The following is a 14,649-nucleotide window of genomic DNA, read 5'->3' on the forward strand; positions in this document are numbered from 1 at the left end:
CGCTGATGATTTCGGGATCGGCGCTCTGGGCACAGGTAACGGTCACAGCGGTTTCCTTGAGGACAGTCATGCGGCGATTAGTTCGCGGACCATGTACTACAGCGCGGATAACCGTCCGGGGACCAACAACGACCTGCGCTACTTCGACAGCAGCAGCGACGGCAAGAACGGCTACCCGTTCAATAACAACGGTGGCTACGCCAAGCACGCAGGCGAAGTCGACAACAAAACCTACAGTGCGGCCTTCACCTACCAATTGGGCGGCAGCAGCTTGATGCTCGACGACGTTGGTGTGGGTGACGACGGCGGCTTTGTGTGGGTCAACCAGGGCAGCCTGGCCGACCCGCATGCGCAAGGCGCCGGTGGCAGCGACTTGTACCTGTTCACCGACGCTGTGGTCGGCCAGTTCTCCCGCGCGGGCGAGCAGATCAACTTTGGCCAGTATTCGTATGACTTCAAGGCTTACGTACCTGGCCTGAAAGCGTCCGTGGCTAACCTGGACGGTACGGATATCAAGTCGAAAGCCGCCGGCGGCCCTGACCAGAAAGAAAACGAAGCCGACTTCCGCCTGGATTACGTCGTGCAGCCAGGTCCGCTGAAAGGCTTCGGTACCACTTTCCGTACCGGCATCTACCACGGTAAAAACACCGGCACTGCCGATCAGGATCAAACCCGTCTGATCTTCAACTACACGTACGCCATCTTCTAAGTCTTCATGTGCACCCGGGCGTCATTGGGCTCTACACTGCCTCTGACCTGGTAGGCGATGGAGGACCCAATGGCGGCCGCACCCGACACCCGAATAGTTGGAACCATCGAAGGCCAACGCCTGGCGACGCCGGATGCCGAGCGTTGGCGCGAATGGGGCCCTTACTTGAGCGAACGCCAATGGGGCACGGTGCGCGAAGACTACAGCGCCGACGGCGACGCCTGGTCTTACTTTCCCCATGAACATGCCCGCAGCCGTGCCTACCGCTGGGGCGAAGATGGCCTGGCGGGTTTCAGCGACAAGGCGCAACGCTGGTGCCTGGGCCTGGCCCTGTGGAACGAGCGCGATGCGATCATCAAGGAGCGCCTGTTCGGCCTTAATAACGCCGAGGGCAACCACGGCGAAGACGTCAAGGAGCTGTACTTTTTCGTCGACGGCGTGCCGAGCCATGCTTACATGCGCATGCTCTACAAATATCCCCACGCAGCCTTTCCCTACGCCGACCTGATCAGTGAGAACGCCCGCCGTGGCCTGGAGGATGCCGAGTACGAAATCCTCGACACCGGGGTGTTCGCAGACAACCGTTACTGTGACGTCAGCGTCGAATATGCCAAGCATCAGCCCGACGACATCTTCATGCGGGTCACCGTGAAGAACCGCTCGGACCAGCCGACCCGCTTGCAGGTGCTGCCCCAACTGTGGGCGCGCAATGACTGGAGCTGGACCATTGATGCGCCCAGGCCGCTGTTGACGTTGGATGCAGAGTCGGTGCTGGCGCGCCATCATGAACTGCCTGATCGTCATCTCAGCGCCTGGGGCCAGGATGGGGTGGAGTGGCTGTTCTGCGAGAACGAAAGCAACTATCCCAGGCTGCATGGGCAACCGGCGCCAGGCCCCTTCAAGGACGGGATCAATGATTACGTGGTCGAGGGTGTTCAAGCGGCGATTCGTCGTGACAGCGGCACCAAAGTCGCGGCGCGCTTCATTCTCGAGCTGGACGGCCTTGACAGTAAAACCCTCTACCTGCGTTTTGCTCCCGTCGACGCGCCGCAGGTCAACGCGCGCAAGCTGTTCGAACAGCGCCGCCAGGAGGCCGACGAGTTCTACGCCGCTTTGCAACACGGCATGGCCAGCGACGATGCGCGCAATGTGCAGCGCCAGGCGTTGGCCGGACTGCTGTGGTCCAAGCAGCTGTACTATTTCGACGTAAACCAATGGCTCGACGGCGACCCGGCGCAACCCGCGCCACCGCCCGAGCGCCTGCTTATCCGCAACACCCATTGGCGACACCTGTCGAATTTCGACATTCTCTCCATGCCCGACACCTGGGAGTACCCGTGGTATGCCTCGTGGGACCAGGGCTTCCAGGCGGTGGCCATGGCGCTGATCGATCCGGGATACGCCAAGCAACAGCTGTTGCTGCTGGTGAAAGACCGTTTCATGCATCCCAACGGCCAGTTGCCGGCCTATGAGTGGCGTTTTGACGACGCCAACCCGCCGGTACATGCCTGGGCCAGTTGGCGGGTGTATCAGCAGGACAAGACGCTGAACGGTGTAGGCGATATGGATTTCCTTGAGCGGATATTCCACAAGTTGCTGCTGAATTTTTCCTGGTGGGTGAACCGCAAGGATGCCGAGGGCCGCAACCTGTTCCAGGGCGGTTTCCTGGGCTTGGACAATATCGCCTTGTTCGACCGCTCGGCCGCGTTGCCTCCGGGTTACCAACTGGATCAGGCCGACGGTACGGCATGGGTCGCGGCCTATGCCCTGGACTTGATGCGCATCGGCCTGGAGCTGGCCAAGCGTAACGTCGTCTACGTCGACATCGCGGTGAAGTTTTTCGAGCACTTCCTGTACATCGCCGGCGCTATCAACCGCGTCGACGACAGTGCCGAAGGCCTGTGGGATGAGCAGGACCTGTTCTTCTACGATGTGCTGCACCGCCCCGACGGCCAGAACGAGCCGGTGCGCCTGCGCTCCATCGTCGGCCTGATGCCGCTGTTTGCCGTACTGGTGCTGGAACAGCACGAGCATCAACGTGTGGAGGGGTTGCGCGAGCGGCTCTTGGGTTTCATGCATCACCGGCCGGACTTGGCAAAGCTGGTCTCGCGCTGGAATGAGCCGGGGCAGGGCAATCGCCTGCTGCTGGCGCTGTTGCGCGGTGAGCGCACCAAAGACCTGCTGCGGCGCATGCTCGATGACAGCGAGTTTCTGGCGCCCTTTGGCGTGCGCTCCTTGTCCAAGGCCTTCGCCGAGCAACCCATGGCGTTGAAGATGAATGGCACCACGCTGAGTGCCTGCTATCAGCCAGGCGAATCCGACTCGCGTTTGTACGGTGGTAACTCCAACTGGCGGGGGCCGTTGTGGATGCCGGTGAACTATATGTTGATTGAGTCGCTGCGCGAGTTCCACCGTTACTACGCGGATAACTTCTCGGTGGAGTACCCGACGGGCAGTGGTTATCTGTCGTCGCTGGAGGAAGTAGCTGAGAGCCTCAGTCAGCGGCTGACCCGGTTGTTTCTAAGGGATGAAAATGGCCTGCGGCCGTCGATGGCGGGGTATGCGCCGTTGGAGGCGGATCCGGAGAGTCGTGATTTGGTGCTGTTCCATGAGTATTTCCATGGCGAGACCGGGCGTGGGCTGGGCGCGTCGCACCAGACCGGGTGGAGTGCGTTGGTGGCGTTGTTGCTGCAGCCGAAAATCTGAGTCACACCGCACAATAAAAAGCGGGCTTGCTCGCGAATGCGTGGGTCAGTCAACGAATATGTGACTAACCCACCGCATTCGCGAGCAAGCCCGCTCCCACAGGGATCCAGGGTTACCCGTGAATCAGGAAGGGAACAGCTCGCTCAGCTTCATCGCCAGCATCATGTCGCCTTCGGTGCGCAGCTTGCCGCCCATGAAGGCCTGCATGCCGTCGGTGGAGCCGTCGACGATGCCTTCCAGGGTTTCGCTGTCCATGACCAGGGTCACTTGGGCGTCCGGGTTTTCGCCTTCCTGCAGCTCGCAGGTCTTGTCTTTGACGACCAGGGAAAAGTTCTTCGTGTCGTCGATACGGAAACCGAACACCAGGTCCAGGCCTTCGGCAGCGCTTGGGTTGAACTTGGCTTTCATTGCTTCTACAGCTTTGGCTACGTCAGTCATGGTTTCGATCCTTTAGGGTAGAGTCCAGTGACCTTGGGGTCACGGTTGGCCGCAGTTCATCGGAAGGTGATGAGCTGCGGCGCCCTCAACAGTTGCAAGTGGGTATGGCTGTTGAAGGAAGCCAGTGTCACCTCGCGACCGCGGAATTTCAGCTGGTTGAGCGAGGTGTTAACAATTTGCCAGTTCAGTTCGAACGCCTGGGCGGCGGGCATTCGGGTAATCAGGTGGAGCAGGGCGGTGATGGTGCCGCCGGAGGTGAACACCGCGATCTTCTGCGTGTTGTCCGCCGCTTCAAGAATACGTTGCAGGCCGCCTTGGACACGCTCGACGAAACCCAACCAGCTTTCCAGTCCTGGCGTGTCATAGGTGCCGGCCAGCCAGCGTTCAATGATCAAGGCGAAGATGCGCTGGAATTCGCTGCGGTTCTGCGCGGCATTACGCAGGATCTCCAGGGCTTCGGGTTCGTGGCTGAGCAGGTCAGGGAGTAGGGCGCGAATGATCGCCTCGGCATCGAATTCGTTGAAAGCGCTGTCGACTTCCAATGCCGGTACCGGCAGGCCCAGTGCGCTGTATTGTTCGAAGGCGGCGGTGGCGGTGTGTTGCTGGCGGCGCAGGTCGCCGGCCACGCAGCGATCAAACACCAGGCCCATGTCCGCCAGGTGGCGACCGAGCACTTGCGCTTGCTCCACGCCGACGGGCGACAAGACGTCATAGTCGTCTGCACCGAAGGAGGCCTGGCCATGTCGAATCAGATAGATGCTGCCCACGTCCGTTTTCCCGGTACGTTGAAAGTCTGGCGAGGTTATGAGGATGCCTTCAAGCTGTCAATGAAAAAACATACGCTTGTTTTAAAAGTGCGTTGGAGGGCGCCTGGTGGCGGTTTGAGCGCTGGCTCACGGCAAGCACCGTCGGTATGCTGGGGCCATCCGCGCCTGGCGCACTGCACTTGTAAGGAGAACTATGGATTTTGTGGCCGAATACGCGAGCTTTCTGGCGAAGACCGTTACCCTGGTGGTCGCTATTCTGGTGGTACTGATCAGCTTCGCGGCGTTGCGCAGCAAAGGTCGTCGCAAATCCGCCGGCCAGTTGCAGGTCAGCAAGCTCAATGATTTCTATAAGGGCCTGCGTGAGCGCCTGGAGTCGAGCCTGCTCGACAAAGACCAGCTCAAGGCGTTGCGAAAATCCGAAGGCAAGGCTGAAAAGAAGAAAGGCAAACAGAAAGCCGAGGCCAAGCCACGGGTGTTTGTGTTGGATTTCGACGGCGATATCAAGGCTTCGGCCACTGAGAGCCTGCGCCATGAAATCACCGCACTGCTGAGCCTGGCCACGCCAAAGGACGAAGTCGTACTGCGCCTGGAAAGTGGCGGCGGCATGGTCCACAGCTACGGCTTGGCGTCTTCGCAACTGGCGCGTATCCGTCAGGCGGGCGTACCGTTGACCGTGTGCATCGACAAGGTCGCAGCCAGCGGCGGTTACATGATGGCGTGCATTGGCGAGAAGATTATCAGTGCACCGTTTGCCATCCTTGGCTCCATTGGCGTGGTGGCGCAGTTGCCCAACGTCAACCGCCTGTTGAAAAAACACGACATCGACTTCGAAGTGCTGACCGCGGGTGAATACAAGCGCACCCTCACGGTGTTTGGCGAAAACACTGAGAAGGGCCGCGAGAAGTTCCAGGAAGACTTGGACATCACTCACCAATTGTTCAAGAATTTCGTCTCGCGTTATCGCCCGCAGTTGGCAATCGATGATGTTGCGACCGGAGAAGTGTGGCTGGGTGTTGCTGCGCTCGACAAGCAATTGGTCGATGAGCTGCAAACCAGCGACGAATACCTGGCCACCAAGGCCAAGACCGCCGAGGTGTTCCACCTGCACTACGCCGAGCGCAAGAGCTTGCAGGAGCGGGTTGGCCTGGCGGCGAGTGGCTCGGTAGACCGGGTTCTGCTGACCTGGTGGAGCCGGTTGACCCAGCAGCGATTTTGGTAACTCGATTCTGAGCGTTTAGTTGAATCCATTGTGGGAGCGAGCAAGCCCGTTCCCACATTGGTTTGGCGGTGACGGTTAAGGCTCGAGTACGACCTTGAGGGACTTGTCGCCGCGCTCCATCACTGCGAACGCTTCCTTGAAGTCTGCCAGGGCGAACGTGTGGGTGACTACGCCGCGCATGTCGATCTTGCGGTTGCCGATGAAGTCGATGGCGCGTGGGTACATGTAGGGCCCCAGGTGCGAGCCGAGCACGTCCAGTTCCTTGCGGTCGCCGATGATCGACCAATCCACCGTCGCCTCGTCATTGAATACGCTGAACTCAACGAAACGCCCCAGCTTGCGCAGCATCGCCAGGCCCTGGTTGACCGCTTTGTGATGGCCGGTGGCTTCGATGTAGATGTCGCAGCCGTAGCCGTCGGTGATTTCACGGATCTTCGCCAGCACGTCAACGTCCGCCGGGTTCCACACTTCGTCCGCGCCCATGCGTAGGGCGAGCGCGGTGCGTTCGGGTTTCATGTCCAGCACGATAAGTTTTTTCGGATTACGCATGCGCACTGCGCCGATGATGCCCAGCCCCAGCGTACCAGCGCCAGCGACTACCACCACGTCATCGAAGTCGACATTGGCGCGCTCGGCGGCATGCAGCGAGCAGGCGAGAGGTTCGATCAAGATGGCTTCGTCCGGAGCGATGGCGTCCGGGACTTTGTGGATGATGCCTTCCTTGGTGAAAATCATGTACTGGGCCATGGCGCCCTGCACATTGTTCTGGAAGCCATACAGGTCGTGTTTCTGGCACATCCAGTACTGGCCGTGATTGCAGAAGCGGCAGCCCCAGCACGGTACGATCTGCTCGGAAATGACCCGATCACCGACCTTCACACCGCGTTTTTCCGCGCCGGGGCCCAGGGCGACCACACGGCACACAAATTCGTGGCCGGGGATCATCGGCGGTTTCACATAGCGCGGCTGCTCGGCATCGCCCCAGAACGAGGGCGCGCCGCGATAGGTCTTGATATCGCCCATGCAGATGCCGCACAGCTCGACCTTGGTGAGGATTTCCTCAGGGCCGGGCACAGGTACATCGACGGTTTCCAGACGATAATCTTCCGGGCCATAACAGACCACTGCCTGCATGGTTTTCGGGATGATCGGGAATAGTTGTTCTTGCGAACGTTCGGTAACGGTGGACATGGCGGGCCTCGGGGCAAAAGTGAACTCATCGCTCCCGTGCGGACACGGGAGCGATCAACCGGCAATGGTTTATTTGGCGCCGCTGACTTGCTTGTACAGCGCGTCGGCGTTGGCGTTAGTCACGGGCACCCAGGGCAAGATGTAGTTCTTCGCGGTGCCATCGGCCCATTTCACGTCTTTGGCGTAGCGCTCCCAGATCGCCGATTGTGGTGTGTAGTCCTTCCCGGCGAGTGCACGCAGGGCCACGTCCAGCGCGCCTTGGGATTGAGCCTGGGCATCCTGCAGGAAGGTGGTGACTTCGTCTTTTTTCGCCGCCTGGATCGCATCTGGCATGCCGTCGATGGAGGTGACCGGTACGTCCTTGGCGGTCAGGCCGTGGGATTTCAGTGCCTGTACGGCGCCTAGGGCCATGTCATCGTTTTGCGCGATCACGCCGTTAATGCCTTTGGGGTGGGCGTTCAGCCAGTCTTCAGTCAGTGTCATGGCCTGGGCGCGGTCCCAGTTGGCGGTCTTTTTCTCGATGATCTTGATGTCCGGGTGCTTGCCCAGCACTTCCAGTTCACCTTTTTCCCGATCGATCTGCGCCGACTGGCCGATCGGGCCCTGAATAATCACCACATTTCCCTTGCCGTTGAGCTTGTCGACCATGGCTTGTGCCTGCAAGCGGCCGCCTTCCACATCGTCGTTGCCCACATAGGGTACGGAGGCATCGGCTACTTTCGTATTGGAGGCGATGACCACCACGTCGTTGCTCATGGCTTGCTTGACGGTGCCCACGCCGGCCTTGGTGTCGATGGGCACGAACAGGATGGCGTCGTAGCGCTGGGTCACCATGTTTTCGATCTGGTTGTTCTGGGTCAGTGCGTCGTAGTTGCCGTCGAATACGGTCAGTTGCACGGTGCCGTCTTTGACGGCGGGGTGTTCCTTGAGCTCGCGTACCCAGTTCTGCATGAACTGGCCCTTGAGGCCGTAGACCGCGGCACCGACCTTGTAGGTCTTGCCGTCGGCGGCCAGGGCGAGGCTGCTGGCGAGTAGGGTGAGGGCCGCTGCGGCGGCGATGGTCGAACCAGGTTTCATGATGAGCACCTATTTATTGTTGTGGTCAGTCGTTCATGCATTGCCTTGTTGTGATCATATGTTTAGCAAATGAAAATCTGATCAGTCAAATTTTTTCGCATGAAACCTGAAAATAGGCCTACTATTGCAAATTATTGGATTTTTTATGAGGTTATTGCCTTATTTTTAATGTTTTCGCGTGATATTAATTTCAATTGATGATCATATGGTCGTATTAATTTGGCAGGTTTTACAGATCTTGTAATAGTTTGGGTTGTGGAGAGGTTCGGATTCGCCTGTACGATTCAGATCCTTTTGTCATTGCAGGATTTGCATGAACACCCTCTCGGAGCCTCCCAGTCGTCTTTCCCCAAGACAACCGCTGCTGCTATTCCCGCTGAAGCACCCCGTATTCCGACTGCTAGTCTTGTCCCGGGCCCCTGACCGTGCCTTGCCGTGTCTGGCATTCTGAAATTCGATTGAAGAGGCTTTATAGATGGAATGGTTAGCGGATCCAACGGCCTGGCTCGGCCTGTTGACCTTGATTGTGCTGGAACTGGTACTGGGCATCGACAACCTGGTGTTTATTGCGATCCTGGCGGACAAGCTGCCGCCCGAGCAGCGTGACCGTGCGCGCTTGATCGGTTTGTCCCTGGCGCTGCTGATGCGGCTGGGCCTGTTGGCGAGTATTTCCTGGTTGGTGACCCTCACCCAGCCACTGTTCGAGGTGTTCGACAAGAGCTTCTCCGGCCGTGACCTGATCATGCTGTTTGGTGGTGTGTTCCTGCTGTTCAAGGCCACCATGGAATTGCACGAGCGCCTGGAGGGCCATGTCACACAGCGAACCGGTAACGTCGCCTACGCGATGTTCTGGCCAATCGTGGCGCAGATCGTGGTGCTTGATGCGGTGTTCTCCCTGGATGCGGTGATTACCGCCGTGGGCATGGTCGACGAGCTGGCGGTGATGATGATCGCGGTGATCGTGTCCATCGGCCTGATGATCGTGGCGAGCAAGCCGTTGACCCGCTTCGTCAATGCGCACCCGACCGTGATCATGCTGTGCCTGGGCTTCTTGATGATGATCGGTTTCGCCCTGACCGCCGAAGGCCTGGGCTTCCATATTCCCAAGGGCTACCTGTACGCCGCCATTGGTTTCTCGATCCTGATCGAAGTGTTCAACCAGATTGCCCGCGCCCGTCGCAAGAAGTCGGCGCAAGGTGTGCTGCCGGTGCGCGAGCGTACCGCTCACGCGGTGATGCGTTTGCTCGGCGGCCGCAGCCTCGCGGTGGAAGAGGTGGGCGAAGACGTGGCCGATTTGCTCGGCGAGTCTGATGCGACGCAAGGTCCGCTGTTTGGCCGACGTGAACGCGTGATGATCAGTGGCGTGCTGCAACTGGCCGAACGGCCGATTCGCACGCTGATGACGCCGCGTGCCCAGGTTGACTGTATCGATCTGGCGGACGATCCCGACACTATCCGCCTAAAATTGATGCATTCGTCCTACTCGCGTTTGCCGTTGATTCGCAACGGTGCCGTCGATGAGCCCCTAGGCTTTGTGCACAAGAAGGAGCTGCTCAAGGAGTACCTGGCCGGCAACGAACCTAACCTGGAGCATTTGGCGCGCCGTGCAATCAACTTGCTGGAGAGTTTTTCGATCCTCAACGCCCTGGAGCAGATGCGTCAGGAGTCGACCCACATCGCTTTTGTGATCAACGAATTCGGTGATTTCATGGGCGTGTTGAGCATGACCGACATTCTTGAATCGATTGCTGGTGAGTTGCCGGATGCCAGTGAGGTCGAGGGGCCGGATATCGTCGAGGAGGGCGATGGTTTCCGCGCCAATGGTGCGTTGAACCTCAATCTGGTTAGTCAGCGCACAGGCTTCAAGGCTGCTGCGACCGAGGACTATCAGACGTTGGCCGGCCTGGTGATGAGCCTGCTGGACCGTTTGCCGGTGGTGGGCGATAGCCTGGAGCATGAAGGCTGGCGCTTGACGGTGGCGGCGGTGGAGGAGCGGCGGGTAACGCAGGTGGTTTTGCGACCTTGCGCTGGTCATAACGTTTGAACGTATCTGTCACAAACCGCACCTGTTCTTGCTCAGGACCGAAACCTTTGAACACCTCCATCAAGGTTCCGTTGAGGTAGATCAGCAACGTTGGGGTGCCCATTACGCTTGGGTGCCTCGGCGTTTTCACGCAATTAAGCACGATGCTCACTATCCAGGGATGTCTTGAGGCAATCCGTTCGAACAAGGGGCCTGCGCTCACGCAGGCGGGGCAGTGGTCGGAAATAAACAGAATGAACACTGGGCGTGGCGTATTCAGCACCCTTTGAAAGTGTTTGGCATCAGAAATTTTTTGCGTAGCAATCTCCATAATGATCTCCCGGGCAGCGCTGGTTTTTGTCAACGCTAAGCCCGGCAATCACCCTCGTCTACTGTCAATCTTCACAGGTCCTCCTTACGCTCCAAGCGTTCCCGCGCCTTGCGCGCCTGGCTCGCGCATTTCTTGTATTCCAAGTTGTTCCTGGAGGCCTTCGCTTCGCGATAGCCGTGGTGATTCTGGCTCGTGTAGCGAGTGCTGAAGGCTTCGTTGAGCTTGCGCAGTTCTTCCTTGCAGTCACGACGATCTTTGCTGGCGGAGGCGCCGTTGGTCACCAGGAAGGCCAGCAGAAACAGGCTGAGACGTAGCTTCATCAGGGCGGGGTCCTTATCGACATGAATATGCCAAGGCTAGCCCAGGGCAAGGATTTTTCAATGGTGGGCGTGCACTGCACGGGTGCGCGGTAACACTGTTATGGCGCACCCCAGTGGGGCTGATCACCGTTGTGGGGGGCCTTGGGTAGCAGGGGCATTTCAGGTGATGGCGCAACGCCTCGTCGAAAAAATACTCATCTAACTGATTCATAACGAATTTATTCCAATCATATTTTTCTGTTACTACGTGTGGCACACTTCCTGCTGTCTATTCCGTTGTTACATACTATGTTCCGGTATAGCGGAATACACATCTCTTGGAGTGCTTGTCATGCATCACCGACCTTCCGTGTTTAAAGCGTGTGTTTTTCTCTTCGTCGCATCGGCTTCCCTCGCCAGCCTTGTGCAAGCGGCGGACAGCAAGCTCGATAACGTGCTCAAACGGGGGCACCTGATCGTGGGTACAGGCAGTACCAATGCGCCGTGGCACTTCCAGGGAGCGGATGGCAAGTTGCAGGGGTTTGATATCGACATCGGCCGCATCGTGGCCAAGGGCTTGTTCAACGACCCAAGCAAGGTCGAGTTTGTGGTGCAGTCGTCCGACGCACGCATTCCCAACCTGCTGACCGACAAGGTCGACATGAGTTGTCAGTTCATTACCGTCACCGCCAGCCGCGCGCAGCAAGTGGCTTTTACCCTGCCGTACTACCGCGAAGGCGTGGGCCTGCTGCTGCCAAACAACAGCAAGTACAAAGAGATTGAAGACCTGCAGGCGGGCGGCGATGGCGTGACTGTGGCCGTGCTGCAAAACGTGTACGCCGAAGAGCTGGTGCATCAGGCTTTGCCCAAGGCCAAGGTCGACCAGTACGACAGCGTCGACCTGATGTACCAGGCCGTGAACTCCGGCCGCGCCGACGCCGCCGCCACCGACCAGTCCTCGGTCAAATATCTGATGGTGCAGAACCCAGGCCGCTACCGCAGCCCGGCCTACGCCTGGAGCCCGCAGACCTATGCATGCGCCGTCAAGCGTGGCGATCAGGATTGGCTGAACTTCGTCAACACCGCGTTGCATGAAGCCATGACCGGTGTGGAATTCCCCACCTACAAGGCCTCGTTCAAGCAGTGGTTCGGCGTTGATCTGCCGGAGCCGGCGATCGGTTTCCCGGTTGAGTTCAAGTAATTCATGAAAGTCGGGGCGCCGCGAGCGGCGCCCCCATTCAGGTACTGTCGACCATGAACTATCAGTTGAACTTTGCCGCCGTCTGGCGCGATTTCGATACCTTGCTGTTGGGGCTCGGCCTGGGCTTGGAACTGGCATTGCTGTCGATCGCCATCGGCTGCGTGATTGGCCTGCTGATGGCGTTTGCCATGCTATCCAGGCACGGCGCGCTGCGAATCTTCGCCTCGGTGTATGTGACGGTGGTGCGCAATACGCCGATCCTGGTACTGATCCTGTTGATCTACTTCGCCTTGCCCAGCCTGGGTATCCGCCTGGACAAGATCCCCTCGTTCATCCTCACCTTGTCGCTTTACGCCGGTGCCTATCTGACGGAAGTGTTCCGCGCCGGGCTGTTGAACATTCCCAAGGGCCTGCGTGAAGCCGGCTTGGCCATTGGCCTGGGAGAGTGGCGTATCCGCGCCTACATCACCGTGCCGGTGATGCTGCGCAACGTGCTGCCTGCGCTGTCGAACAACTTCATTTCGCTGTTCAAGGACACCTCGCTCGCCGCCGCCATCGCGGTGCCGGAGCTGACCTATTACGCCCGCAAGATCAACGTCGAAAGCTACCGGGTGATTGAAACCTGGATGGTCACGACCGCGCTCTACGTGGCTGCCTGTTACCTCATCGCCATGCTGCTCCGTTACCTGGAACAGCGCCTGGCGATCCGTCGTTAAGCGAGGTTTCCATGTACCAATCCCCAAGCTGGCTGCATGAGTTGTGGATCGCCCGGGAGACGCTCTGGGCGGGCTTCCAGGCCAGCGTGTATGTCTCGGCGTTGGCCATTATCTTTGGCACCCTGATCGGCATCGTCGCCGGGTTGATCCTCACCTACGGCAAATTCTGGATGCGTGCGCCGTTTCGTCTGTATGTCGACTTGATCCGTGGCACACCGGTATTTGTACTGGTGCTGGCGTGTTTCTACATGCTGCCGGCACTCGGCTGGCAAATCAGCGCGTTTGAGGCCGGTGCGGTCGGGCTGACGTTGTTCTGCGGCTCCCACGTATCGGAAATCGTGCGCGGCGCGCTGCAAGCCATTCCCCGTGGGCAACTGGAAGCGGGCAGGGCGATTGGCCTGACGTTCTACCAGTCCCTGGGCTACGTGCTGTTGCCCCAGGCGCTGCGCCAGATCCTGCCGACTTGGGTCAACTCCTCGACGGAAATCGTCAAAGCCTCGACCTTGCTCTCGGTGATCGGCGTGGCCGAGCTGCTGCTGAGCACCCAGCAAGTGATCGCACGCACTTTCATGACCCTGGAGTTCTACCTGTTCGCCGGGTTTCTGTTCTTTGTCATCAACTACGCCATCGAATTATTCGGTCGCTACATTGAAAAGCGGGTGGCCTTGCCATGAACCAACCTCAAACAACCCAACCGCTGCTGAACATTCGCGGCCTGCGCAAACAGTACGGCGAAGTCGAAGTGCTCAAGGGCGTCGACCTCTCCATGCAGCGCGGCAATGTGGTGACCTTGATCGGCTCCAGCGGCTCGGGCAAGACCACGCTGTTGCGCTGCGTCAACCTGCTCGAAGAGTTCCAGGGCGGCCAGATCACCTTGGATGGCGAGTCCATCGGCTACAGCGAGATTGCCGGCAAGCGCGTACGTCATCCTGAACGGGTGATCGCCCAGCACCGTGCGATGACCGGCATGGCGTTCCAGCAATTCAACCTTTTCCCACATTTGACTGCGTTGCAGAACGTTACCCTTGGCCTGCTCAAGGTCAAGAAAATGGGCAAGGACGAAGCCGTCGCGCTGGCGGAAAAATGGCTGGACCGCGTAGGGCTTTTAGAGCGTCGCAACCACTTCCCCGGCCAGCTTTCCGGTGGGCAGCAACAACGTGTGGCCATTGCCCGCGCGATTGCCATGAACCCGAGCCTGATGCTGTTCGACGAAGTCACCTCGGCCCTCGATCCCGAGTTGGTGGGCGAAGTGCTCAGCGTGATCAAGGGCCTGGCGGAAGAGGGCATGACCATGTTGTTGGTTACCCACGAGATGCGCTTTGCCTATGAAGTCTCGGACAAAATCGTTTTCATGAACCAGGGCCGCATTGAAGAGCAGGGCACCTCGAAGGACATCTTCGAACGCCCGCAATCGCCGCGCCTGGCGGAATTTCTCAAGAACATTCGTTTTTAATCAGGAGCCTATTTTTATGAGCATCACTCGTTACGGTGCCGGTAGCACAGCCGGCGGTGGCCAGCCACGTCCTTTCGCCCGCGCGGTGGAAGCGGACGGCTGGCTGTACGTCTCGGGCCAAGTGCCTGCGGTGGACGGCGAAATCATCACCGGCGGGATTATCGAGCAAACCCGCCAGACCATGCGCAACGTGGTGGCGATCCTCGAAGAAGCCGGCTACGAGCTCAAAGACGTCGTGCGCGTCGGCGTATGGCTGGAAGACCCCCGGGACTTCTGGAGTTTCAACAAGGTATTCGGCGAATACTTCACCCCGGAACACGCCCCGGCACGTGCCTGTGTGCAGGCGAACATGATGGTCGATTGCAAGGTCGAGATTGATTGCGTGGCCTACAAGAAAAAAGGCTAAATGCCCCCACTCTTGAGACCACTCGAGATCAAATGTGGGAGCGGGCTTGCTCGCGAAAGCGGTGTTTCAGTGAATGCATCTATAGCTGATCCACCGCATTCGCGAGCAAGCCC

At 58.9% G+C, this 14,649-nt stretch carries 13 protein-coding genes and 2 pseudogenes; 9 read left to right on the forward strand and 6 right to left on the reverse strand.

What is annotated here, in order from left to right:
• Positions 1 to 127: 127 nt before the first annotated feature.
• Together AACY44_RS16125 and AACY44_RS16130 are read left to right on the forward strand one after the other, a co-directional pair.
• Positions 128 to 709: pseudogene (locus tag AACY44_RS16125) on the forward strand (OprD family outer membrane porin); the annotation flags it as partial.
• Between the two features lie 69 nt (positions 710 to 778).
• Positions 779 to 3,415 (forward strand): MGH1-like glycoside hydrolase domain-containing protein, encoded by a 2,637-nt coding sequence (locus tag AACY44_RS16130; protein WP_339530642.1) that lies wholly within the window; start codon positions 779 to 781, stop codon positions 3,413 to 3,415.
• Positions 3,416 to 3,538: 123 nt separating this feature from the next.
• Here the strand turns inward: AACY44_RS16130 and AACY44_RS16135 are convergent, their stop codons facing one another.
• Together AACY44_RS16135 and AACY44_RS16140 are read right to left on the reverse strand one after the other, a co-directional pair.
• Positions 3,539 to 3,853 carry an SCP2 sterol-binding domain-containing protein gene (locus AACY44_RS16135; protein WP_005788868.1) on the reverse strand — a complete coding sequence of 105 codons (315 nt, stop codon included), beginning with the start codon at positions 3,851 to 3,853 and terminating at the stop codon, positions 3,539 to 3,541.
• A gap of 56 nt (positions 3,854 to 3,909) precedes the next feature.
• Complete coding sequence (locus AACY44_RS16140) at positions 3,910 to 4,620, reverse strand: histidine phosphatase family protein (protein WP_339415851.1); 711 nt, start codon at positions 4,618 to 4,620, stop codon at positions 3,910 to 3,912.
• Positions 4,621 to 4,813: 193 nt separating this feature from the next.
• Between AACY44_RS16140 and sohB the strand changes: the two genes are divergently transcribed.
• Positions 4,814 to 5,839, forward strand: a complete 1,026-nt coding sequence (sohB, locus tag AACY44_RS16145) for a protease SohB (protein WP_339415853.1) — start codon at positions 4,814 to 4,816, stop codon at positions 5,837 to 5,839.
• A gap of 75 nt (positions 5,840 to 5,914) precedes the next feature.
• Here the strand turns inward: sohB and AACY44_RS16150 are convergent, their stop codons facing one another.
• Together AACY44_RS16150 and AACY44_RS16155 are read right to left on the reverse strand one after the other, a co-directional pair.
• Complete coding sequence (locus AACY44_RS16150; protein ID WP_339506363.1) at positions 5,915 to 7,030, reverse strand: MDR/zinc-dependent alcohol dehydrogenase-like family protein; 1,116 nt, start codon at positions 7,028 to 7,030, stop codon at positions 5,915 to 5,917.
• Positions 7,031 to 7,099: 69 nt separating this feature from the next.
• A complete protein-coding gene (locus AACY44_RS16155) occupies positions 7,100 to 8,107 on the reverse strand; it encodes a substrate-binding domain-containing protein (RefSeq protein WP_339415857.1) in 1,008 nt (335 codons plus the stop codon).
• A 475-nt stretch (positions 8,108 to 8,582) separates the two neighbouring features.
• Here AACY44_RS16155 and AACY44_RS16160 point away from each other — a divergent pair, with 475 nt between their 5' ends.
• Complete coding sequence (locus AACY44_RS16160; RefSeq protein WP_339427605.1) at positions 8,583 to 10,151, forward strand: TerC family protein; 1,569 nt, start codon at positions 8,583 to 8,585, stop codon at positions 10,149 to 10,151.
• Between the two features lie 28 nt (positions 10,152 to 10,179).
• Here AACY44_RS16160 and AACY44_RS16165 read toward each other — a convergent pair.
• Positions 10,180 to 10,461, reverse strand: a pseudogene (locus AACY44_RS16165) (thioredoxin family protein); the annotation flags it as partial.
• Between the two features lie 71 nt (positions 10,462 to 10,532).
• Entirely contained in the window at positions 10,533 to 10,781 is a 249-nt protein-coding gene (locus tag AACY44_RS16170; protein WP_339415859.1) for a hypothetical protein, read from the reverse strand.
• 331 nt (positions 10,782 to 11,112) lie between these two features.
• Between AACY44_RS16170 and AACY44_RS16175 the strand changes: the two genes are divergently transcribed.
• Genes AACY44_RS16175 through AACY44_RS16195 form a run of 5 tightly spaced genes read left to right on the forward strand, consistent with a single transcriptional unit; the run spans position 11,113 to position 14,536 of the window.
• Complete coding sequence (locus AACY44_RS16175; protein ID WP_339415860.1) at positions 11,113 to 11,961, forward strand: transporter substrate-binding domain-containing protein; 849 nt, start codon at positions 11,113 to 11,115, stop codon at positions 11,959 to 11,961.
• 53 nt (positions 11,962 to 12,014) lie between these two features.
• Entirely contained in the window at positions 12,015 to 12,677 is a 663-nt protein-coding gene (locus tag AACY44_RS16180) for an amino acid ABC transporter permease (RefSeq protein ID WP_339415861.1), read from the forward strand.
• Positions 12,678 to 12,688: 11 nt separating this feature from the next.
• The gene (locus tag AACY44_RS16185; protein WP_339427604.1) at positions 12,689 to 13,351 is read left to right on the forward strand and encodes an amino acid ABC transporter permease; all 663 of its coding nucleotides are present in this window, start codon (positions 12,689 to 12,691) and stop codon (positions 13,349 to 13,351) included.
• Positions 13,348 to 14,130, forward strand: coding sequence for an amino acid ABC transporter ATP-binding protein (locus AACY44_RS16190; protein ID WP_339415865.1), 783 nt, complete (start codon positions 13,348 to 13,350; stop codon positions 14,128 to 14,130). Before AACY44_RS16185 ends, AACY44_RS16190 begins: the two co-directional genes overlap by 4 nt.
• A 16-nt stretch (positions 14,131 to 14,146) precedes the next feature.
• The gene (locus AACY44_RS16195) at positions 14,147 to 14,536 is read left to right on the forward strand and encodes a RidA family protein (protein ID WP_010210958.1); all 390 of its coding nucleotides are present in this window, start codon (positions 14,147 to 14,149) and stop codon (positions 14,534 to 14,536) included.
• Positions 14,537 to 14,649: the final 113 nt, after the last annotated feature.

Source organism: Pseudomonas sp. RA_15y_Pfl1_P11, assembly GCF_963970975.1.
In the GTDB taxonomy this organism is placed as follows: domain Bacteria; phylum Pseudomonadota; class Gammaproteobacteria; order Pseudomonadales; family Pseudomonadaceae; genus Aquipseudomonas; species Aquipseudomonas tritici.

What these genes read in the sequence shown, in the direction of transcription:
- AACY44_RS16170 (WP_339415859.1), bottom strand. Translation starts at nt 10,781, where the DNA reads ATGAAGCTACGTCTCAGCCTGTTTCTGCTGGCCTTCCTGGTGACCAAC.
- AACY44_RS16185 (WP_339427604.1), top strand. Translation starts at nt 12,689, where the DNA reads ATGTACCAATCCCCAAGCTGGCTGCATGAGTTGTGGATCGCCCGGGAG.
- AACY44_RS16155 (WP_339415857.1), bottom strand. Translation starts at nt 8,107, where the DNA reads ATGAAACCTGGTTCGACCATCGCCGCCGCAGCGGCCCTCACCCTACTC.
- AACY44_RS16190 (WP_339415865.1), top strand. Translation starts at nt 13,348, where the DNA reads ATGAACCAACCTCAAACAACCCAACCGCTGCTGAACATTCGCGGCCTG.
- AACY44_RS16135 (WP_005788868.1), bottom strand. Translation starts at nt 3,853, where the DNA reads ATGACTGACGTAGCCAAAGCTGTAGAAGCAATGAAAGCCAAGTTCAAC.
- AACY44_RS16150 (WP_339506363.1), bottom strand. Translation starts at nt 7,030, where the DNA reads ATGTCCACCGTTACCGAACGTTCGCAAGAACAACTATTCCCGATCATC.
- AACY44_RS16195 (WP_010210958.1), top strand. Translation starts at nt 14,147, where the DNA reads ATGAGCATCACTCGTTACGGTGCCGGTAGCACAGCCGGCGGTGGCCAG.
- AACY44_RS16130 (WP_339530642.1), top strand. Translation starts at nt 779, where the DNA reads ATGGCGGCCGCACCCGACACCCGAATAGTTGGAACCATCGAAGGCCAA.
- AACY44_RS16175 (WP_339415860.1), top strand. Translation starts at nt 11,113, where the DNA reads ATGCATCACCGACCTTCCGTGTTTAAAGCGTGTGTTTTTCTCTTCGTC.
- sohB (WP_339415853.1), top strand. Translation starts at nt 4,814, where the DNA reads ATGGATTTTGTGGCCGAATACGCGAGCTTTCTGGCGAAGACCGTTACC.
- AACY44_RS16180 (WP_339415861.1), top strand. Translation starts at nt 12,015, where the DNA reads ATGAACTATCAGTTGAACTTTGCCGCCGTCTGGCGCGATTTCGATACC.
- AACY44_RS16160 (WP_339427605.1), top strand. Translation starts at nt 8,583, where the DNA reads ATGGAATGGTTAGCGGATCCAACGGCCTGGCTCGGCCTGTTGACCTTG.